Source organism: Nocardia sp. NPDC050713 (assembly GCF_040654315.1).
In the GTDB taxonomy this organism is placed as follows: Bacteria; Actinomycetota; Actinomycetes; order Mycobacteriales; family Mycobacteriaceae; genus Nocardia.
In genome coordinates this window covers 276,589-297,249 of the sequence record NZ_JBFAHS010000003.1, presented here as the reverse complement: position 1 = coordinate 297,249, position 20,661 = coordinate 276,589, and the positions used below count along the sequence as shown (strand labels likewise).

Annotated in this window: 19 protein-coding genes and 1 pseudogene; 14 read left to right on the top strand and 6 right to left on the bottom strand. The window is 69.5% G+C overall.

Going from position 1 to position 20,661, the window contains the following annotated elements:
- The first annotated feature begins 19 nt into the window (after window positions 1–19).
- The 4 genes and pseudogenes from AB0H49_RS07890 to AB0H49_RS07875 all read left to right on the top strand — a co-directional run bounded on the left by AB0H49_RS07890 (window position 20) and on the right by AB0H49_RS07875 (window position 4,202).
- On the top strand, window positions 20–1,180 hold the full coding sequence (locus AB0H49_RS07890; protein ID WP_357248553.1) for a hypothetical protein: 1,161 nt from the start codon (window positions 20–22) through the stop codon (window positions 1,178–1,180).
- 258 nt (window positions 1,181–1,438) lie between these two features.
- Window positions 1,439–1,591, top strand: a pseudogene (locus tag AB0H49_RS07885) (OsmC family peroxiredoxin); the annotation flags it as partial.
- 41 nt (window positions 1,592–1,632) lie between these two features.
- Window positions 1,633–2,937, top strand: coding sequence for a bifunctional o-acetylhomoserine/o-acetylserine sulfhydrylase (locus tag AB0H49_RS07880; RefSeq protein WP_357248551.1), 1,305 nt, complete (start codon window positions 1,633–1,635; stop codon window positions 2,935–2,937).
- A gap of 326 nt (window positions 2,938–3,263) precedes the next feature.
- On the top strand, window positions 3,264–4,202 hold the full coding sequence (locus AB0H49_RS07875; RefSeq protein WP_357248548.1) for a formylglycine-generating enzyme family protein: 939 nt from the start codon (window positions 3,264–3,266) through the stop codon (window positions 4,200–4,202).
- Window positions 4,203–4,266: 64 nt separating this feature from the next.
- On the opposite strand, the gene AB0H49_RS07870 is transcribed toward AB0H49_RS07875, so the two are convergent.
- Entirely contained in the window at window positions 4,267–4,926 is a 660-nt protein-coding gene (locus AB0H49_RS07870) for a GAP family protein (RefSeq protein ID WP_357248545.1), read from the bottom strand.
- A gap of 61 nt (window positions 4,927–4,987) precedes the next feature.
- On the bottom strand, window positions 4,988–6,046 hold the full coding sequence (locus AB0H49_RS07865; protein WP_355002656.1) for an AI-2E family transporter: 1,059 nt from the start codon (window positions 6,044–6,046) through the stop codon (window positions 4,988–4,990).
- A 253-nt stretch (window positions 6,047–6,299) separates the two neighbouring features.
- Here AB0H49_RS07865 and AB0H49_RS07860 point away from each other — a divergent pair, with 253 nt between their 5' ends.
- Together AB0H49_RS07860 and AB0H49_RS07855 are read left to right on the top strand one after the other, a co-directional pair.
- Window positions 6,300–7,103 carry an LLM class flavin-dependent oxidoreductase gene (locus AB0H49_RS07860; protein WP_357248542.1) on the top strand — a complete coding sequence of 268 codons (804 nt, stop codon included), beginning with the start codon at window positions 6,300–6,302 and terminating at the stop codon, window positions 7,101–7,103.
- Window positions 7,104–7,186: 83 nt separating this feature from the next.
- Entirely contained in the window at window positions 7,187–8,479 is a 1,293-nt protein-coding gene (locus tag AB0H49_RS07855) for an NtaA/DmoA family FMN-dependent monooxygenase (RefSeq protein WP_357248539.1), read from the top strand.
- Window positions 8,480–8,506: 27 nt separating this feature from the next.
- Here AB0H49_RS07855 and AB0H49_RS07850 read toward each other — a convergent pair whose 3' ends face one another.
- Together AB0H49_RS07850 and AB0H49_RS07845 are read right to left on the bottom strand one after the other, a co-directional pair.
- Complete coding sequence (locus tag AB0H49_RS07850) at window positions 8,507–9,784, bottom strand: sigma-70 family RNA polymerase sigma factor (RefSeq protein ID WP_357248536.1); 1,278 nt, start codon at window positions 9,782–9,784, stop codon at window positions 8,507–8,509.
- Window positions 9,785–9,799: 15 nt separating this feature from the next.
- Entirely contained in the window at window positions 9,800–10,219 is a 420-nt protein-coding gene (locus tag AB0H49_RS07845) for a YciI family protein (RefSeq protein ID WP_355002322.1), read from the bottom strand.
- A gap of 258 nt (window positions 10,220–10,477) precedes the next feature.
- On the opposite strand from AB0H49_RS07845, the gene AB0H49_RS07840 reads away from it, so the two are divergent.
- The gene (locus AB0H49_RS07840) at window positions 10,478–11,677 is read left to right on the top strand and encodes a serpin family protein (protein ID WP_357248533.1); all 1,200 of its coding nucleotides are present in this window, start codon (window positions 10,478–10,480) and stop codon (window positions 11,675–11,677) included.
- A gap of 8 nt (window positions 11,678–11,685) precedes the next feature.
- On the opposite strand, the gene AB0H49_RS07835 is transcribed toward AB0H49_RS07840, so the two are convergent.
- Window positions 11,686–12,036: a hypothetical protein gene (locus AB0H49_RS07835; RefSeq protein WP_357248530.1), complete on the bottom strand. Its 351-nt coding sequence runs from the start codon at window positions 12,034–12,036 to the stop codon at window positions 11,686–11,688.
- A 161-nt stretch (window positions 12,037–12,197) separates the two neighbouring features.
- Between AB0H49_RS07835 and AB0H49_RS07830 the strand changes: the two genes are divergently transcribed.
- From AB0H49_RS07830 to AB0H49_RS07805, 6 genes are all read left to right on the top strand, one after another.
- Window positions 12,198–12,809: a PepSY domain-containing protein gene (locus AB0H49_RS07830; protein WP_357248527.1), complete on the top strand. Its 612-nt coding sequence runs from the start codon at window positions 12,198–12,200 to the stop codon at window positions 12,807–12,809.
- Window positions 12,810–12,936: 127 nt separating this feature from the next.
- Window positions 12,937–14,283: a cytochrome P450 gene (locus AB0H49_RS07825; protein ID WP_355002318.1), complete on the top strand. Its 1,347-nt coding sequence runs from the start codon at window positions 12,937–12,939 to the stop codon at window positions 14,281–14,283.
- Window positions 14,280–15,188: an alpha/beta hydrolase gene (locus AB0H49_RS07820; protein WP_357248522.1), complete on the top strand. Its 909-nt coding sequence runs from the start codon at window positions 14,280–14,282 to the stop codon at window positions 15,186–15,188. The genes AB0H49_RS07825 and AB0H49_RS07820 overlap by 4 nt, the downstream gene beginning before the upstream one ends.
- The gene (locus AB0H49_RS07815) at window positions 15,172–16,029 is read left to right on the top strand and encodes an SDR family NAD(P)-dependent oxidoreductase (protein ID WP_357248519.1); all 858 of its coding nucleotides are present in this window, start codon (window positions 15,172–15,174) and stop codon (window positions 16,027–16,029) included. Before AB0H49_RS07820 ends, AB0H49_RS07815 begins: the two co-directional genes overlap by 17 nt.
- Window positions 16,026–17,519: an NAD(P)/FAD-dependent oxidoreductase gene (locus AB0H49_RS07810; RefSeq protein ID WP_357248515.1), complete on the top strand. Its 1,494-nt coding sequence runs from the start codon at window positions 16,026–16,028 to the stop codon at window positions 17,517–17,519. The genes AB0H49_RS07815 and AB0H49_RS07810 overlap by 4 nt, the downstream gene beginning before the upstream one ends.
- A gap of 10 nt (window positions 17,520–17,529) precedes the next feature.
- On the top strand, window positions 17,530–18,162 hold the full coding sequence (locus tag AB0H49_RS07805; protein WP_357248512.1) for a TetR/AcrR family transcriptional regulator: 633 nt from the start codon (window positions 17,530–17,532) through the stop codon (window positions 18,160–18,162).
- 83 nt (window positions 18,163–18,245) lie between these two features.
- Here AB0H49_RS07805 and AB0H49_RS07800 read toward each other — a convergent pair whose 3' ends face one another.
- Window positions 18,246–19,388, bottom strand: coding sequence for a pentapeptide repeat-containing protein (locus tag AB0H49_RS07800; protein ID WP_357248509.1), 1,143 nt, complete (start codon window positions 19,386–19,388; stop codon window positions 18,246–18,248).
- Between the two features lie 271 nt (window positions 19,389–19,659).
- Here AB0H49_RS07800 and AB0H49_RS07795 point away from each other — a divergent pair, with 271 nt between their 5' ends.
- Window positions 19,660–20,601: an alpha/beta hydrolase family protein gene (locus AB0H49_RS07795; protein WP_357248506.1), complete on the top strand. Its 942-nt coding sequence runs from the start codon at window positions 19,660–19,662 to the stop codon at window positions 20,599–20,601.
- The last annotated feature ends 60 nt before the right edge of the window (window positions 20,602–20,661 follow it).

The following is a 20,661-nucleotide window of genomic DNA, read 5'->3' as shown; positions in this document are numbered from 1 at the left end:
AATACGAGAGGAGAGGCGCATGGCTGGTGGGCGGAACGGATTCCTGCTGCTCGGTGGTGTGGCGTCGGTCGGGGCGGGTGCGTTGCACCTGTTCGCCGCGGGACTGCACACCGAGCACGCCACCCTCGCCCGGCTGATGGTCGTGCTGGCGGCGGCACAGTGCGCGGCCGGGCTGCTGGCGTCGGTGAGCGCGCGAAAGGCCGTGCCGCTCACGGTGATCGGGGTGAATCTCGTCGCGGTGGGGATCTGGGGGTACACCCGGTTCGCGGGGCTGCCGTGGCCTGACGGTCTCGGCACGGCGGAGGCGCCGCAGTTCCTCGACAGCACGTGCGCGGCGCTGGGGGTGCTCGCGATCGCCGGTGCGGCCGTCGCCCTGGTTCGCCCCGGGACGACATTGCCCGCGGTAACCACCGCGACCGCCGCCGGTCTGGCCGGTGTCCTAGCCGTCGCGGCGATGCTCGGCGGCGCCGGACACGTGCACAGCCACGGCGAGGGCGACCACACCCATGCCGCGGGCGGCGAGCACAGCGACCACGACCACGGAACAGGCGCCGCATGGCCGCGGCCGTGGGATCCGGCGACCCCGATCGACGTGTCCGGCGTGCCGGGCGTGACCGCCGCGCAGGAGCAGCGCGCGACCGCCCTGATTCGCAGCACCCTCGACCAGCTGCCCGCGTTCGCCGACGTCGATTCCATCGGCGCACTGGGCTTCCGCTCCATCGGCGACTCGGCCACCGGTTACGAGCACTACATCAACACCGGCTACATCCGCGACGACCGATTCCTCGACGCCGCCTACCCGGAGTCGCTGGTCTACCGGGTCGACGGCGCCGATCGAACCCTGGTCTCGGCGATGTACATCGCCAAGGGGAAGAAGATCGACGACCCCGAGCTGGTGGATTACGGCGGGCCGCTGATGCAGTGGCACGTCCACGACAACCTCTGCTGGCGGGCGGGCGACAACGGTCCGCAGGTCGCCGGGGTCACCGACGCCCAGGGCAACTGCCCGCCCAACTCGGTCAACCCCGGCGCGGGCAATCCGATGGTCCATGTCTGGATCACCGCCCACCAGTGCGGGCCGTTCGCGGCTCTGGAAGGTCACGGCGCGGGGCAGGCGGCCACCGGCGCGGACGGTCGTCGCACCGACACCTGCTCCCACGATCACGGCGGGCACCGCTGAGCGCTGCGGCAAAGCGCCTGGCTCGCAAGGCAACTCGCCGACGACGTGCGCAAGGCGCGGCGAAGCGCCGGCAGCTACCTTTCAGCTCACGGGGAATGTAACTCTCGCCACGACGCGGGCCGGTTCCTACCGTCGGTAGCCGTGACAGCGAATGTGAGCACGTCGTCGAACGACATCAAAGAAGCCACCGCGCGGGCGGTCGCGCAGGACTCGCGGGTGGTCTTTCGTGCGTCGGGTGTGCCGGAAGGAACGGTCGGCGGCTTCCAGGCCGTGCGCGTCACGGTCCGCAGCACCGGGCCGCAGACCGCCGAACGCGGTGCCGAACTCCAGCGAGCCGTGGACGCGCACTGCCCGGTCCTGGATCTCTCGACCGCGCCGACCCCGGTCGAGACCACGCTCATCACCGCCTGACCTTCCGCCCGCATTCGGACCTTCTCGCATTGGAGCACTCGATGACCGCATCCCCGCAGCCCGCCGACCCCACCCAGGCGTGGAGCTTCGAAACCAAGCAGATCCACGTCGGCCAGGTGCCCGACGGCACGACCAACGCGCGGGCGCTGCCGATCTACCAGACCACCTCGTACACGTTCCGCGACACCGAGCACGCGGCCGCGCTGTTCGGATTGTCCGAAGCGGGCAACATCTACACCCGCATCATGAACCCGACCCAGGACGCGGTGGAGCAGCGCATCGCGGCGTTGGAAGGCGGTGTCGCCGCACTGCTGCTGGCCTCCGGGCAGGCCGCGGAGACCTTCGCGATCCTGAACCTGGCCTCGGCGGGCGACCACATCGTGTCCAGCCCGCGCCTGTACGGCGGCACGTACAACCTCTTCCGGTACTCGTTGCCCAAGCTCGGCATCGAGGTGTCCTTCGTGGAGGATCCGGACGATCTCGACCAGTGGCGTGCGGCGATCCGGCCGAACACCAAGGCGCTCTACGGCGAGACGATCTCCAACCCGCAGAACCACATCCTCGACATCCCCGGCGTCGCGGTGGTCGCGCACGGCGCTGGCGTCCCGTTGATCGTCGACAACACGGTCGCGACGCCGTACCTGATTCAGCCGCTCGCGCACGGCGCCGACATCGTGGTGCACTCGGCCACCAAGTACCTCGGCGGTCACGGCACGGCCATCGGCGGCGTGATCGTGGACGGCGGCACGTTCGACTGGACCGGCGGCCGATTCCCCGGCTTCACCGAACCCGACCCCAGCTACCACGGCGTCCGCTACGCCGACCTCGGCGCGCCCGCCTACGCGCTGAAAGCCCGCGTGCAGCTGCTGCGCGATCTCGGCGCGGCCATCTCGCCGTTCAACGCGTTCCTCATCAGCCAGGGGCTGGAGACGCTGAGCTTGCGCGTGGAACGGCACGTCCAGAACGCCCGAGCCGTAGCCGAATTCGTGGTGGCGCGCCCCGAAGTCACCTCGGTGTCGTACGCGGGTCTGCCCTCCTCGCCGTGGTACGAGCGGGGCCGCGCGCTCGCGCCGAAGGGCGTCGGCGCGGTGGTCGGCTTCGAACTGGCGGGCGGAGTGGACGCGGGCAAGCGCTTCGTGGAGGCGCTGACGTTGCACAGCCACGTCGCCAACATCGGCGACGTGCGCTCGCTGGTGATCCACCCGGCCTCGACCACCCACTCCCAGCTGACTCCCGAGGAGCAGCTCTCCGCTGGCGTCACCCCGGGCCTGGTCCGGCTCGCCGTCGGCATCGAGCACATCGACGACATCCTCGCCGACTTGCGCACCGGTTTCGCCGCCGTCTGACCGATTCGCCGGTGCGCGAACACAGCTACCACTTGGTCATCGGAAGGGACACTCGGGCCGGGTAGGGAACGGCAGCGCCTCGGGACAACCATCCCGGGGTGCTGTCGTGTCGAAGGTCAGCTCTCGCGGTACCGCGCCAGAACCTGCTGCACAGCGTCGGCATACGCCTATGCAGCGCACTCCGAGCTACTATCCTGGCGACGTTGCTGTTTCGACGGGATTCACCTGATTCCGCCCGGTGTGGACCGGCCTTCCATGGCTCGGCCGCCGACCCGCGACAGTGTGACGGGACGGTCTGGTCCGCAGAAAAGCGGGAGAGGACGGCCATGGAACACCGCTTCGACAACCAGACCGCGGGCTGCTGCGCACCGACCGCTCGACGGTCGACCGAGACCGCCACGCCCACCGCGCACGAAGGTGGCCGTCCTCCCGCCTCGCTCGCGCCCCTCCCCGGCGGGACGTTCCTCATGGGCGACGACAGCGCGTGGGCCTATCCGGGCGACGGCGAAGGGCCACGCCACGAAGTGACCGTCGACGCGTTCGCCATCGACAAATACACCGTCACCAATGCCGGTTTCGCGGCGTTCGCCGACGCCACCGGCTACCGCACCGACGCCGAACGCTACGGCTGGTCGTTCGTCTTCGCGGGTCAGCTGCCGGAGGACGCGCCGCCGACGCGAAGCGTCGTCGGCGCGCCGTGGTGGCGGCAGGTGGAGGGCGCGGACTGGCGGCACCCCTTCGGGCCGGATTCGGGCATCGATGACATTGGGGACCACCCGGTGGTCCACGCCTCCTGGGACGACGCCCAGGCCTTCTGCGTGTGGTCGGGCACGCGCCTGCCGACGGAGGCCGAGTGGGAGTACGCCGCGCGCGCCGGGTCCGCCGATCCGTTTCCCTGGGGACCGGACCTCGAGCCCGGCGGGGAGCACAGGATGAACGTCTTCCACGGCCGCTTCCCGCGCACAGACCCCGGAGCGCATCTGGGCACCATGCCGGTCGACGCGTTCGCGCCCAACGACTTCGGCCTGCACAACGTCACCGGCAACGTGTGGGAGTGGTGCGCCGACTGGTTCGCCCCCGGCTACTACCGGCACAGCCCGAGCGAGAACCCGACCGGACCCACCAGGGGAGCCGGACGCGTCATGCGCGGCGGTTCCTACCTCTGCCACCTCTCCTACTGCCGCCGGTACCGCGTCTCCGCGCGTCAGGGCAGCGAACCGGTCTCCTCGACGGGCAACCTCGGCTTCCGCGTCGCGAAGGATTGAGCCGCCGCCCGATCTCATCGGTCCTCGAAAACCGGCCAGCTCTTCGTAACCGACTTCGCCGCCCTCATACTCCGCCGATGCCTTTCCCGAGCACGAGGGCGCCCATGATCAGCAGCACGATCGCCATCACGGCGTGGTTGTTGGATTGCAGCCAGACGCGCGTGTCGTCGAGCACGCCGCGCAGCCGATCGGCGGCGAGGGCGTAGCCGAGCACCACGACAAGCACGCTCGCGGCGGCGAGCACGGTGAAGACGACAACGGCCACCACCTTCTCCCCCGACCCGAGACCGCTGGAGCCGATCGCGACCCCCGCCGACAGGCACAGCAGGAGATTCTTCGGATTGACGGCGGCCAGTGCCGCGCCCAACCCGGCCGCCTTCCCGATCGTGAGCTGGTCGATGGCCCGCATCCAGCCCGGCGTCGCCGTGTCGAACCGGTTGTGCCACTGCTGCCCCGCGAGCACCAGCAGCAGGACGCCGAGGGCGACTCTGACCCACGACATAGCCGCCGACGGCTCGCGTTCGGTGGAGGCGCCGAGCGAACCCGCGGCGAGCGCGACGACCGATGTCGCGACCACAATGCCCGCGACCCATCCGATCGCGAATCCATTGCCCGCGCCCGCCGCGTTGGTCGACAGGATCATGAGGATCGCGGCCATGATCGGAATCGGCGAGATCGCGACTCCGGTCGCCAGCGGAAGCAAATCGCCAAGGACTTCGGCCATCCTGGCCACGCTGAGGGCGTTTCACCGGTTGTTCGTCACACGTCGCGGGTGAAATCGCACGTCAGGTGGACCGGTCCTCGGCGCTTTCCGGATCCTCGACGTCGGGGGCCTTCTCGGCGATCAGCACGTTCGCCCAGCGCGTGGTGGGGTCGATGTCGAGCAGGGCGGCCTTGGCCAGCAGGGTGAGCGGGATGGCCAGCAGCGCGCCGAGCGGGCCGAGCACCCAGGACCAGAACACCAGCGACAGGAACGTCACCGTCACGCTCAACCCCACGGCGTCGCCGACGAACTTCGGCTGGATCACCGACTGGATGACGAAATTGATCACGCTGTACAGCACGATCACCCAGATCATCAGCCCGACACCGCCGTCGAGCAGGGCGAGCAGCGCGGGCGGCACCAACCCGACGATGAATCCGATGTTCGGGATGTAGTTCGTGATGAACGACAGCAGCGCCCACAGGATCGGTAGCGGCACGCCGAGCAACCACAGTCCGATGCCGTCGAACACCGCGACGATGAGACCGAACACCGTCGAGACGATCAGATATTTCCTCGTCCCCTGCGCGAAGGCCTCGATGGCGTAGGCGATCTCGGGCCGGACGCGCTCGACGACCGCCATCTTCGCGCCGATGGCCATGCCGTCCAGCGTCATGAACACCAGTAACGCGAGTACGAAGAACAGGTTGGAGAAGACGGCGAGCAGACCGCGCAGTGCCGACTCCAGCACTTCGACGAGTTTGCCGATGTCGACCGAGCTCAGCAGGTTCTGAATCTCCTCGGGGCTCACCCCGGCGTCGGCCAGCGCGCGGCGTACGCCGTCCAGCAGCTCGTCGACCCGGTCGGTGTAGTTGGGCAGTTCGGTGGCCAGCTGCGCTGCCGACACCACCAACGCGCCGATCAGCACGATCAGGATCGACCAGACAGCGATGAGTGCCACGATCATTCCGGCCCAGGGCCGCCAGCCACGCCGCCGCGCCCAGGACTGGAGGGGCTGGACGGCGATGGTCAGCATCAGCGCGAGGAAGACCGGGGCGAGAATGCTCGCGAAGATCTTGATGCCCGCGATCGCGCCTACGGCGCTCGCCGCGGCCAGCAGCACGATGAGGCCGCGCGGGATCGCCCAGGCTCCCGCGGTCCCTGCCGGTGGTTCGGCGTTCCGCGGCTGTCCGGTTCGAGGCGATCGCTTCTCCCCTGGCCCGCCTTCGGTCAACTCGCGACGACCTCCCCCGCGATCGCGGTCGGGTGTCCAGCCATGCGCGCTCCTCCGCTCTTCGATGCGCCGCCGTGGTCGACGCTAAGTCCGCCGACGCCACGGCGCTTCACACGTTTCGGGTGAGATCGGCGCGGTCGCCGGTGCCTATGCTGGCGCCATGAGCCTTCGGTGCGGGGTGTATCTGCCGCCGTTCGGTGAGCTCGCCGACCCGCGGGTGCTGGCCGATCTCGCGGCGGAGGCGGAGCAGGCCGGGTTCGACGGCGTCTTCGTCTGGGATCACGTGGTGCGTCCGCACCGGCCGGGACTCGCGGTGTGCGACGCGTGGATCGCGCTGGCCGCCATGGCTCTGGCGACCCGTCGCGTGACGATCGGGCCGCGGGTCACGCCGTTGTCGCGGCGGCGGCCGCACGACGTCGCCCGGCAGGCCGTGGCGCTCGATCAGCTCAGCGACGCCCGGTTCGTGCTCGGCGTCGGCTCGGGTGCGGATACCGGTGGCGAATTGAGCAAGCTCGGTGAGGCCACCGAGCCGCGCGAGCGGGCCCGGCTGCTCGACGAAAGTTTGCACGTGATCACCGCGCTGTGGAGCGGCGACGAGATCCGGCACGACGGTCCCCGCTACCGCGTCGACGATCTGCGTTTCCTGCCCCGTCCGGTGCGGCGCCCCCGCATTCCGATCTGGGTGGCGGCGCAGTCCGTGCGCGGCGCGCCTCTGCGCCGGGCCGCGCGCTACGACGGTCTGTGCCCGGAAGCGTCGCCCGGCGAACTCACCGAGATGCTCGCGGTGATCGCGGACTACCGCACCGACCTCACCGGCTACGAGGTGGCCATCGCCGTCCTGCCGGAGCGCGACAAGGAACGCGACGCCTACGAGCGGGCCGGAGCCACCTGGTGGCTGCGCCAGCTGCCCGAGATCTGCACGCGCGCCGAGGCGTTCGCGCTCATCGACCGGGGACCGCACTGACACACCCGATTATGTTGCGGTGGTTGGACTCTCGATGAGCGGAACCCGTGCCCGTGCGCGTGCGCGACAATAGCGTCGGACCCATGAGCGTGCGCGGACGACGGCCTTTGAAACTCGTCACCGGGGTCAGTGGCTCGCCCGAGGTGTACGCCGCGGCGGTGGATCCGCGACGGTCCACGCTGGCGCAGGCGGTCGAGATCGCGAAGCTCGCGGAGGCCGAGAAGTTCGACGCGCTGTTCGCCGCGGACCTGCTCAGCTTCGGCGCGCAGGGCGCGATCGGCGCGCAGGAACCGCTGATCTTCGTGTCCGCGCTGGCGGCGGTGACCTCGCACGTCGGGTTGATCGCGACGGTGACGACCACCTTCCACCACCCGTACAACCTGGCCCGCCTGTTCGGCACCCTCGACCACGTCAGCAACGGGCGCGCCGCATGGAACGCGGTGACCTCCTCGGTGGGCGAGGAGAACTACGGCGACCAGGAGCTGCCGAGCCCGGAGGAACGGTACGCGCGGGCGGCCGAATCGCTCGCGGTGGTCAACGCCCTGTTCGACAGCTGGGCGCCGGGGGCGCTGACTCCCGACGGCCGCGGCGGCGCGGTGCTGCGTCCCGAACTCGTGCGACCGGTCGACCACGCGGGCCGGTACTTCACCGTGCGCGGTCCGCTGAACATTCCGCCGCTGCCGCAGCGACGGCCGGTGCAGTTCCAGGCCGGTCAATCCGAGGGCGGCGTCGAGCTCGGCGCCCGCTTCGCGGAGGTGGTCTTCACTTCGTTACCCACCTTGGAAGACGCCGTCACCTACACCAAGCGGATCCGGGCCCGCGCCGCCGAACTCGGTCGCGCGGAGGGGCTTCCGCTCGTCATGAGCTCCTTCCACGCCACCTACGGCGCCACCGACGCCGAGGCGCGCGCTGCGGTCCAGGAGCGGGAAGAGGCCACCGACTTCGAGGCGGGGCGAATCGCCTTGGCCGACATGCTCGGCGGTGATATCGACCTGTCCGAGCTTCCGCTCGACAAACCGATCCCCGAGCGGCTGCTGCCCGACGTCGGCGCGGTGCACCGCCGACGCGGACGCGTCGAGATCTTCACCGGCTTCGCCAGGTCCGGAAAGACGTTGCGGGAGTTGATCCTCGCCGCCAAGGACACCGGTCACTGGGCCGCGGCGGGCACCCCCGAGCAGCTCGCCGACGCCATCGCGGAACGCTACGACGCGGGCGTCCTCGACGTCGTCGCCCTCGGCGGCCTGGACGACCCGCGCACCAGCGACTTCCTCCGCAACGGACTGCTGCCCGAGCTGCGCCGCCGCGGCATCGTCGGCACCGACTACGTCGGCGACACGTTCCGCGCGAATCTGGAACTGCCGCCGCTGCCGGAGTGAATCCCGCCGCGCCCGTCGGGAATTCGTTCACCCCAGGGCGGCGAGTTTGTCTTCCAGCACCGACCGTTCCCGTTCGTTGGCGCACAGCCGCACCGCGCGCTTCAGTTCGTCGCGGGCCTCGTCCGCCCGACCGAGCCGCGTGAGCAGTTCGCCGCGCACGCTCGGCAGCAGGTGCGAATTCGCCAGTGCCCCAGCGGCTACCAGTTCGTCCACGATCGGCAGCGCCGCGGCGGGCCCCTGCGCCATGGCGACCGCGACCGCCCGGTTGAGGTCGACCACCGGGGACGGCGCGAGTCTGCCGAGCGCCTCGTAGACGAGAACGATACGTTCCCAATCCGTTTCGTTCACCGACGGCGCGACGGCATGGCATTCCGCGATCGCCGCCTGCAACCCGTAGGCGCCGAGGCCGCGGCCGAGCCGCTCCGCACGGGCTAGGGCGGCGCGGCCGCGCCGGATCGCGCCGTGGTCCCAGCGACGGCGGTCCTGGTGCTCGAGCAGCACCGGCTGCCCGTCGGGGCCGGTGCGGGCGGGGAACCGCGCCGCGGTCAGTTCGAGCAGCGCGAGCAGGCCGTGCGTCTCGGGTTCGTTCGGCACCAGCCTGGCGAGCACCCGCGCGAGGCGCTGCGCCTCGCTCGCCAGGTCGAGCCGGATCAGATCGTCGCCGGAACTGGCCGTCGACCCTTCGGTGAAGATCACGTAGATCACGCTGAGCACCGATCCGAGCCGCGCGCGCCGCTCCTCGGCCGAGGGCAACGCGAACGGCACTCGCGCGGCAGCCAGGGTCTTCTTCGCCCTGGTGATCCTCGCCTGCACGGTCGCGGTCGGGACGAGGAACGCCTTGGCGATCTCGTCGCTGGTGAGACCGCCGACCACCCGCAGCGTGAGCGCTATTCGCGCCTCCCGCGGCAGCACCTCGTGGCAGGAGATGAACATCAGCGCGAGTACGTCGTCATCGATCTGGTCCGGGTCCCAGAGCACGTCCCCGGCCTGCTCGGCGGGCGCGCCGCCCGAGGCGGCGCCGCCCTCGCCCAGCTCACCGGCCAGGGCGGCGTACCTCTGGTCGAGGGCGGAACGCCTGCGGAACGCGTCGATGGCGCGACGTCTGCCGACAGTGAGTAACCATCCGGCGGGGTTGCGCGGCACGCCCTCGCGCGGCCAGGTCACCAGCGCTTCGGCCAGCGCCTCCTGGGCGAGGTCCTCGGCCAGCGCGAAATCGCCGGTGTAGCGCGCGAGCGCGCCGACGATCCGCGCGGACTCGATCCGCCAGACGGCGGCGACGGCCTCACGGCCGGTGTGGTCGACCATCGCCGGTCGGCCCGCTCAGAGCTGGCCGGTGGCTTCGCGCCACGCCCGCTCCTTCTGGATCCACACGTTGTCCTGCGGGAACTCGTCGATCGTCGGGACACGGCGAATCTCGGTCTTGAAGCCGGGGCCGGTGATCGGCAACCGCTTGGCCCACTCGATGGCCTCTTCCTTCGACGCCACGTTGAGGATGTAGAAGCCGCCGAACAGTTCCTTCGTCTCGCCGTAGGGGCCGTCGGTGACCACGGGCGTCTCCGAGGAGTGGTCGACGACAACGCCTTCGGCGGCGTCCTCGAGGCCCTCCGCGGCCAGCAGCACGCCCGCGCGGATCAGCTCGTCGTTGAACCGCCCCATGGTCTCGAGCATCTTGTCGAAGTCGATCTCGCCCATCGCCTTGTAGGCCTCGTCGGTGGCGCGCATGATCAGCATGTACTTCATGGTCTGTCTCCCTGTGCTGTGCGGGTCCCTCGTGGACCCTCTCGCCCATAGGTCGAACGGGGATCGCCACGGATCGACATCGGCGCCGAACTTTTTTTCCCGGCGATCGCGGGCAGCATATGACGCGCTGTCGGCGAACGGGTGCGGTCGGCGATCATCGGACCGTCGCGCGCAGTTGCGGCGACGCCCGACGAGCCGCTTGGGTCGGGCGCGAGGCGACGCGTACGGGACTCCGCGAGAAATCGGTATCGTGGTGCGGTGCAGACCTTTTCGACGCCACACGTCGGCGCCGTCAACGATTTGACCGCACGGTGGTGCGCCGCCGCGGGCGAGGGCGATTTCGTCGTCTCCGGAGCCGGGCTCTGGCCACTGCTCGCACTGCTGGCCGACGCCGCCGACGAACCCGCGCGATCGGAACTGGAAGCCGCCATCGGCCTGCCCGCCGACACGGCGCTGCAGGCGGCACTGCGGACGCTCGACATCCTCGCCGACGCCGTCGACCTGTCCGCGGCGCTGGGTATCTGGGTCCGTCGAGACCTTCCGCTGCGCGACGAGTGGCTGGCCGCGCTGCCGGTCGGCACGGTCGACCTGCTGACCGGTCAGCCCGAGCTGGACGAGTGGGCGCGGCGGCACACCAACGGCTTGATCGAACGCTTTCCGCTGAACGTCACCTCCGACACGCTGCTGGTCCTGGCCACCGCGCTGGCCGCCAAAACGAGCTGGCGCTTGCCGTTCCGCGACACCGTCATGTCACCGCAAGCCGGTCCGTGGCGGGGCCGCCGACTCGTCGCGCTCACCCGCACCGACCACGACCTGCGCAAGGTGGCCGTGCTGGACGACGAACGGCCGGTGACACGGCTGGTCGTGGCCGGGAAGGCCGATCTCGACGTGCATCTGCTCATCGGCTCCGACAGTCCCGCCGAGGTCCTCGCCACCGGGTTGGCCGCGCTCGGCGGGTCGGTGCCCTACCGCACCGGGCTCGAGCCGGGGCCCGTCGCGCCGGGGTTGACCGCGCGTCAGGTGTTCGGCTACGAACAGCGCGACCGCCTCGAGGTTCGCCTGCCGCCCTTCGCGATTCGCTCCGAGCACGACCTCATGAAGCAGGCCGCCCTGTTCGGCTTGCGCGCGGCGAGCGACAAGGGCAGCGGACATTTCCCGCGAATGTCGCCCGCGCCACTGGCGATCGCGGAGGGCGCCCAGGACGTGCTCGCCAAGTTCGATCGCGAGGGGTTCGAGGCCGCGGCCGTCACCGCGTTCATGGTGGCGCCAGGCGGGCCGCCCGCCCTGCCCGAGCAGCGCCACACCACCGTGTTGGAGGTGGACTTCGACCGGCCGTTCGGCTTCCTCGCCGTCCACCGCCCGAGCGGGATGGCCGTGGTCGCGGGGTGGGTGGCCACTGCGGCCGATGCTCCGGAACCGAATGGGGAGCCCGTGCCGGTTCCTCGACTCGCGCGGTGATCGGCGCGTCAGCCGACGTCGCGCCGCTGGGCGCGCAGGCGGCGCGCCCGCGCGGTGATCGTCGCCGACACCGTCCGCAACTCCCCGGACAGCAGGAACGCCTGCACCAAACCCTCGACCTCGTCGAGCACCGTGCCGTCCGGCCCGCACACCAGGCAGTGATACCAGCACCGACCTCGGTGCAGACCGCCCGCGCCCGGCCCGAGCAGATCACGGTAGATCCGCGTCGCCAACTCCGACAGCGCCGCCGCCGTCTGCGCGGGCGTGCCGGAATTGCTGACCCGCCACCACCGTTCCTCCAATCGGCCCGGTAGCGAGATCTCGACCACATAAGTCAGCTCCGACCTCGGATCTCCCATACCAGCAATGGTGCCCACCGGAGTCCGTCCTATTCGTCAGCGACGCGCCGTCCGGAACCGGCCTCCGGTCATCGTCTCCGGAGCGCGGACGCCCGTTTGATGCCGCCTTCGCTGGGTACGCGGGCGACAACGAGCGGGTCGTGTGGACCGGGAGGTGCGGGATGCGTCAGTGGCGACAGATCATCGCGGGAGCGGGAGTCGCGGTGTGCGCGCTCGGACTCACCGGATGCGGTGACAACGACAGCGATACCGGCGCGACCGCGAGCCCGACCACTCCGACGACTCCGATCGCGACCCCGGCCACCCCGACCACGCAGGATTCCGCGAGCCAGGGCTCCGCCGAGACCGCCTCGATCTCGGCGGCGCAGCGCGCGCTGCGGACCGCGGCCGACGCCGTGCCGAACGGCCGCGCCTTCGACGTGGAGATCGAGACCAGCAACGGCAAACAGGTCTTCGACGTCAAAGTGGCCTCCGACGGCAACGAGGTGAAGGTGCTCGTCGACCAACTCGGCGAACAAGTCGTCGCCCAGAGCCGGTCCGACGAGCCCAGCGACGACGTGGCCAAGGTCGAGTCCGCGACATTCGACGCCGGTCGCGCACTGGAAGCCGCGGCGGAGCGCGAGCCCGGCGCGAAGCTGGTCGAGATGGAGCTGGACACCAACCGGGACGGGTTGCTGATCTGGCAGATCGAACTGGTCCGCGCCAACGGTTCGGAGGTCGAGGTCGACGTGGACGCCCGCACCGGCGCTGTCGTCAGCATCGGCCAGGGCTGATTTTCGATTCGAGGTGCCGCCGACGCCGTGTCGGGCACGGTGAGCACCGATGTGACCCTTGCCACAGGCTGGTACATGCGCGTACCGTGCAAATGGTACGCCGAAGTACCACGCTGGGAGATGGCGCATGAGCACCGTGACACTGCCCGAAGGACCCTCCACGCCACCGCTCGTCCAGAGCCTCGCGATCGTGGCAGGCCGGACCCGCGCTTGGCGGCACTGGCGCCGCAAGTACGGCTCCGCGTTCACGGTCTATATGCCCAGATTCGGTCGCACCGTGGTGATCTCCGAACCCGCCGAGGTCAAGGCGCTGTTCACCGCGGGCAGCGACGTCGCGGACAACCTGGATGTCAACCTCGGCCAATTCCTCGGTCCCGGTTCGCTTTTCGCATTGAGCGGGGCCGAACACCGCAAGCAGCGCAAGCTGCTCACTCCGCCCTTCCACGGCAAGCGGCTCGCGGTGTACGAAGCGCTCATCGAAGAGGAAACCGAGCGGGAGCTGGCGACCTGGCCCTCGGGCGTCGAGTTCGCGACGATGGACTCGATGATGCGGATCACCCTGAACGTGATCCTGCGCGCGGTGTTCGGCGCGGAAGGCCGGGAGTTCGAGGAGCTGCGCGTCCTGCTCCCCCGGCTGGTTCTCGTCGGATCGGCGTTGGCGGCCTTGCCCGTGCCGCGGAAGTTCCTCGGCCGCTACGGGCCATGGGCCAGATTCGCCGCGCACCGCGAGCACTACGACGAGATCGTCGCGCGACTCATCGCCCGCGCCGCCGCCGACCCCGATCTGGGTGATCGCGACGACGTGCTGTCGATGATGTTGCAGGCCCGCTACGACGACGGCTCCGCGATGACGCACGGCGAGATCGCCGACGAACTGCTCACCCTGCTCACCGCCGGGCACGAGACCACCGCGACGACGCTGGCCTGGACCGTCGAGCGGTTGCGCAGGCATCCGGAGATCTTGCGGCGCTTGGTCGCCGAGGTCGACGCGGGCGGCTCGGAGCTGCGCGAAGCGACACTGCTCGAGGTGCAGCGCGTGCGGCCGGTGATCGACGCGACCGCGCGCAAGGTGCGTGCCGAGTCGATGACACTGGGACGCTGGACGCTGCCCAAAGGGCAGAACGTGCTGGTGAGCATTCGGCTCATGCACGACAACGAGGAGCTCTTCCCAAGAGCTCGCACCTTCGACCCCGACCGGTTCCTCGGGGTGCGACCGGGCACCTTCACCTGGATCCCGTTCGGCGGCGGTTCGCGCCGCTGCATCGGCGCGGCCTTCGCCACGATGGAGATGAACGTCGTATTGCGCACGCTTCTCAGGGATTTCACGCTGGAGACGACCACCGCGCCGGACGAGCGCGCGCACTTCCGCGGTGTGGCGCTGGTGCCCGCCAAGAAGGGCCGGGCGGTCGTGCGCAGGCGACCGCCGCGCCCCGCGGTCCCGGCCGACACGCAGGCCGCTGAGGTGACGGCATGATCGAGGGTCGCGTCGACGTCGGTCGCGGCGTCCACCTCGCCTACCAGCGGCTCGGCGACTCGGAAGGGACGCCGATCGTCCTGACCGCCGGACTCGGCCAGCAGCTGCACATCTGGCCCGACGGCCTGTGCCGCCTGCTCACCGAACGCGGTCATCCGGTGCTGCGCTTCGACAATCGCGATGTCGGCGAGTCGACGCATCTGACCTTCCCACCGCCGGGTCCGCTCGACTTCCTGCGCAAGCGGTGGCATCCCGAGCAATACGAGCTGGGCGATCTGGCCGCCGACACCGTCGGCTTGCTCGACGCGCTCGATCTCGGCTCCGTACACCTGGTCGGCATGTCGATGGGCGGCATGGTCGCGCAGACCGTCGCCGCGCGTTATCCCGAGCGGGTCGCCTCGCTGATCTCCCTCATGTCCACGACCGGTGCGCCGCGCGTCGGCCGCCCCGCGCTCTCGACGTGGCGGCGCATGTTCGGCAGACCACCGCGCACCCGCGCCGAGCACGTGGACGCCGCCGTCCGCATGTACCGGCACATCGGGTCCGCGGGCTATCCGTTCGACGAGGCCGCCGTGCGCGCGGCGGCGGCGCTCGTGTGGGATCGCGACCCGCGGCCCGCGGCGGGCGTCGGCCGCCAGCTCGCGGGAATCTTGAAGTCCGGCGACCGAACTCGAGAACTCCGCGCGGTGACCGCGCCGACGCTGGTGCTGCACGGCGATCGCGATCTGATGGTGGCGCCCACCGGCGGCGCCGTCACCGCCCGCGCCATCGCGGGCGCGCGCCTGCGCACGCTCACCGGCTTGGGTCACGACCTGCCCGAAGGCATCTGGCCGACACTCGCCGACCTCATCGACGAACACATTCGCACCGCAGTAACCAGGAGCACCGATGCCTCGAACCGCTAGACCCCTGTCCGGTCACCCGGCGATGATCACCGGCGCCGCCTCCGGCATCGGACGCGCACTCGCCCAGCATCTTTCCCGCCGGGGGTCGCCGGTCGCCATCGCCGACATCGACGCGGCGGGACTGAAGGAGACCGCCGCATCGCTCTCCGGTCCCGTGCTCACCCGCGTGCTCGACGTTCGCGACGCGGCCGATCAGCGCGCGTTCGCCGACGAGGTGCGGGCCTGGCTGACCGCGCCCTTGGCGGCAGTGTTCAACAACGCGGGGGTCGCGGTGTCCGCGTCGGTGCTCGACGCGAACGCCGAGGACGACGAGTGGTTGCGCCAGATCAACTTCGACGGGGTGGTCAACGGCACGCGCGCCTTCCTGCCGCTGCTCGTCGAGCAGGACAGCGGCGTGATCGTCAATATGTCGAGCGTGTTCGGATTGGTCGGCATGCCGAACCAAAGCGCCTACTGCGCCGCGAAATTCGCCGTTCGCGGCTTCACCGACGCGCTGCGCCAAGAACTTCGGGGCACCGGCGTCTCAGCGGTGAACGTGCACCCCGGCGGCATCACCACCAACATCGCGCGAAATGCCAGGGTGCGCAAGGATCCCGAAGGCCTCGGGCGCAGCAAGGAGCAGCTGGCGACCGAGTTCGAAGCGGCCACCCTCACGTCGCCCGAGAAGGCCGCCGACATCATCGCCCGAGGCGTCGAACAGGGCAAGGCGCGGATCTTGGTCGGGCCGGACGCCTACCTCATCGACGCGCTGGCACGGATCACGCCCACCCACTACTACGCCGTGATCGCGATGCTGGAGCGTCGGCTGCGGGCCAGGGGCCGGAGCGAGGCGCTGGCATGACCGAACATCTCGACGTGGTGATCGTCGGCGCGGGCCTGTCCGGCATCGGCGCCGCCCACCACCTGCAGACGGCTCTCCCCGACCGGACCTACCTCGTGCTGGAGGCGCGCGAGGCGATCGGCGGCACCTGGGACCTGTTCCGCTATCCGGGCGTGCGATCGGATTCGGACATGCACACCCTCGGCTACCGGTTCCGGCCGTGGACCGACGCCAAGGCGATCGCCGACGGACCTGCGATACTCGACTACGTGCGCGCGACCGCGACCGAGGCGGGCATCGATCGGCGAATCCGCTTCGGGCACAAGGTCGTCGACGCGTCCTGGGACAGCGGGACGGCGCGCTGGACCCTCACCGTAGAGCACGCGGGCGCGACGGTCACCATGACGTGCTCGTACCTGTACGTCTGCGGCGGCTACTACCACTACGACCGCGGCTACACCCCCGAGTTCGACGGTGTCGAGGATTTCGGCGGCCGGGTGGTGCACCCGCAGCACTGGCCCGACGACCTCGATCACGCGGGTCGGCGCGTCGTCGTGATCGGCAGCGGCGCCACGGCGGTGACGCTGGTCCCGGCCCTGGCACGGGAGGCCGCCCACGTCACCATGCTGCAGCGTTCGCCCAGCTATATCCTGCCCGCCCCGACCGTGGACGCCGTGGCCACCCGCTTGCGCGCGCTGCTCGGTCCGCGCCGCGCCTACGCCGTCACCCGGTGGAAGAACGTGCTCATCAGCACGCTCATCTACCAGCTCAGCCGGCGGCGGCCCGCGATGATGCGCAAGTTCATCCGCGAGCAGACGATCAAGCATCTGCCCGCTGGCTACGACGTGGACGTCCACTTCAACCCCAGCTACGGCCCCTGGGACCAACGGCTGTGCCTGGTTCCGGACGCCGATCTGTTCCGGGTGATCGGCGACGGGAGCGCGTCGGTGGTCACCGACCGGATCGACCGGTTCACCGAACGCGGGCTGCGGCTGGCCTCCGGCACGGAGATCGAGGCCGACATCGTGGTGACCGCGACGGGTCTGCGATTGCTCGCGCTCGGGGGCATCCGGCTCTCCGTCGACGGGCGGGAGGTCCCGTTGCCGCAGACCATGGCCTACAAAGGCATGATGCTCGGCGGGGTGCCGAATTTCGCGTTCACCATCGGCTACACGAACGCCTCGTGGACGTTGAAGGCCGATCTGGTCGCCGAATACGTCTGTCGGCTGTTGCGCCATATGGACGCGCACGGCTACGACCACTGCGTGCCGGTGCCCGACCCGGCGATGGACGCCAGACCGCTGCTGGACTTCCAGGCCGGTTACGTCCTGCGCTCGCTGGACCGGTTCCCGAAAGCGGGAACGCGGGCGCCGTGGCGGCTCGGCATGAACTACGCCCAAGACGTGCTCACCCTGCGGCACGGCCGGATCGACGACGGCACCCTCCGCTTCGCCCGAGCGACGCCGCACCGCGCCGGGTCCGACGTGCTCGCGGAGCCGGGCGGTCACTAATCTGGTCGATGTGACCCGCGCCGAGCCCGCCACCACCGCCGCCGAAACCGCGCCGGAATCCGGCTTCCGGCGCAGGCTGCTCGACGCGATGGCGGAGGCGATTCGCGAGCGCGGATACCGCGACGCCACGGTGGCCGACGTGGTCCGGGCCGCGCGCACCTCGCGGCGCACCTTCTACGAGCACTTCACCAGCAAGCAGGACTGTTTCATCGCGCTGCTGACCGAACGGAACAACGAGACCATTCAGCGGATCTACGACGCCGTCGATCCTCGCGCGCCCTGGCGAACGCAGGTCCGCCAGGCCATCGAGGCGTGGATCGACGCGTCGAAGACCGACCGGACGATCACCCTCGCCTGGATCCGTGACACCCCGGCGCTCGGTGAGGACGCGCGGCGACTGCACCGCGAGGCCGCCGACGCGTTCGTCGGCCTGATCCAGAACCTCACCGCCACACCGGAATTCGGCGCACCGGGCGTGCATCGAGCGACTCGCAGAACCGCCACCATCCTCTACGGCGGCTACCGTGAACTCATCGCCTCCGCCGTGGAGGACGGCGAGGACGTCTCCGATCTCGTCGAGGTCGCCGTAGAGACCGCCATCGCCCTGCTCGGCCCGCGCTACGAACCCGAGGACCGCGACTAGGTGGTGTTTCCAGCGTGTTCGGCGAAGAATGTTTTCCCGCTCCGACCTCCAAGGTGGGGCGCTGATCGACGCCGCCCGCGCGATCAGCGGCGGTCGAGACGCTGCCACACTCGATCCAACCCACCGAAAGCAAACGGCTGTCTACCAACTGTCGTTTCGGTCGAGCTAGGGGAACCGCTGCTGCCGCCCGGCGGAGGACGAAACCCATCCGGCCACCGAGTGTCCGCCGAGTAGATCACTCCAGCGAGGTCGGCGCCTCGCAGATCTGCTCCGGACAAATCCGCACTCGTCAGGTCTGCGCCAGCCAACCTGGCCGCAGGCAGAGCCGCAGTGCTCAATCGAGCTTCGGTCAGATTGGCACCTGACAGATCTGCCTCCGACAGGTCCGCACCACTCAGATCGGTCTTTTCGAAATTCGACCCAGCCGCCGCCACGTTTCGAAGGTCGGCGCCCTGCAGATTCGCTTTTGTGAGATCCGCCCGTTCCAGTCGAGCACTGCGCAATATCGCTGCGGATAGGTCTGCACCAGCCAAACTGGCCTCGGTAAGAACGGCTCCGGTGAGCTGCCATCCAGGCATCTTGCAGTCCTGCAGGGCGCACCCCGGGAGAATCGACCTCCAAAAGGTTGTCTTGATCGATGACCATGACCGATCGTCATCCTGAGCGAGCTGTCGGCGGTAGGCGATCGACCGCACGATCGATTGACGCACTTCGCGTTCTCCTGCACCGCTGAGGCCGTCCGGCGCATCGACCGGTTCGAGCATCGGAACCCGTATGTAAGCACGAAGCAGATCGACGCAGACGCGACGTTCCTGATCGTTTCCGAACGCATGCCAATCATCGGACAGCGCAACGAGGGCGTACACACCCGCCATGCGGACGGCGGGACTGTTGTCGGCAAGCTGGCCCGCGATCGATGTATAGCGATCCCGTAACGCGATCTCTCCTTCGCGTGCAGCCGTCTCGCGATGATGCTTGTCTTCCTGTCTGCGGACGAGGTGGCCATTGAGCAAGATGAGACAGGCGGCAGTGACCGCACCGGCGCCGGTAAAGACGGTTGCGAGCGGTTGCGCCGCAATAGTCCAGAAGGCGCGGGTGCTATAAGTCACCGACACCACCGTGACAGCAGCAGCGCCGCCGATCAACAGAATGCTCGCAGCCGCAATGACCAATGGCAGCTTCTGAACCCGTTGCGGCTTCGTGCTTTTCGCGCCACGCATGGACATCGTTTACCACGCCGTCCGGGCGTCTGCCCAGTGAACGGCACCAGCGACTCGACGGCACGACCCCCGGACACGCCGATCAACTGCCGCGTTTCTGCTCAGCGCGAGGATTGCGAACTTGTGCCGACGACTCGTCGGCATCCGAGCGTGGCGCGCTGAGCCCCCAGAGGAATTCGCGTCTGGTGAGTGTTCACAGTTTCACGAACACTGCTATTCGCAGAACCGGGTACTCGACTACCTTCCTCTGCGACAGCTCGTACCGAAAGGATCCCCTGTGTCTCGACCGATCCGGATCGCGCTCGCGGTCGTCGCCGTATTGGCTGGTGTCGCATCGACTTTCGTCCCTCGAACGCCCGCCGCCGCGGCGGGCATCGTGCGCTGGGAGGCGCGCGTGAGCGACCGCATCCTCGACATCGGCATCTCCTCCCCGAACCTGGAAGGCCCCGACTGGTCGGTCAAGGTCGTCCGCTTGCTGCTGCCGCCCGGCTGGTCCAAGGACGCCAATCGCACCTGGCCGACGGTCTGGGTGCTGCACGGCGGCTTCGACGACCACAAGTCCTGGACCGACAAGGGTGATCTCGAAGCGCTCACCGAGGACGCCAACGCCATCTTCGTGCTGCCCGAAACCAGTTGGTGCAGCGCCTATTCCGACTGGTACAACAACGGCGCTTGGGGCGCTCCCGCCTGGGAGAAGTACCTTTTGGAAGACGTGCGCACCATCCTGGAATCCACCTACAAGGCCAACACCACCCGCGCCATCGCGGGCAACTCCATGGGCGGCCTCGGCGCGATGAAGTTCGCGGCCGAGTACCAGGGCATGTTCCGCTCCGCGGCCTCCTTCAGCGGCAACGTCGACCCGCTGCACGCCTCCGGCGCCCCCGGCGACCCGGACAAGCCCGGCCAGGGCTGCGCCGCCGACTGGAAACGCGTCTGGGGTGACTACAACATCCCCGCCCAGCGTGCGATCTGGGAGCAGAACAACCCTTACAGCCAAGCCGCGAAACTCACCGGCAAGCCCCTCTTCGTCTCCTACGGCCGCAGCGGCGGCGTGGAAGAAGCGGTCTATCAACAGAACTACCGCTTCGTAGACCGCCTCCAGCAACTCGGCGCCACCGTCGACGAGCGCTACGTCGAGGGTGACGGCCACGACTGGCCCGCCTGGCGCGCCCAGATGCAGAACGCATTGAACATGCTGCTGACGTCGGTAGGCGCCTGACCGACCGCACGGCCCCGGCACCGCGTCGGGGCCGTCACCGTCCCGTCGGCCACCGGTACC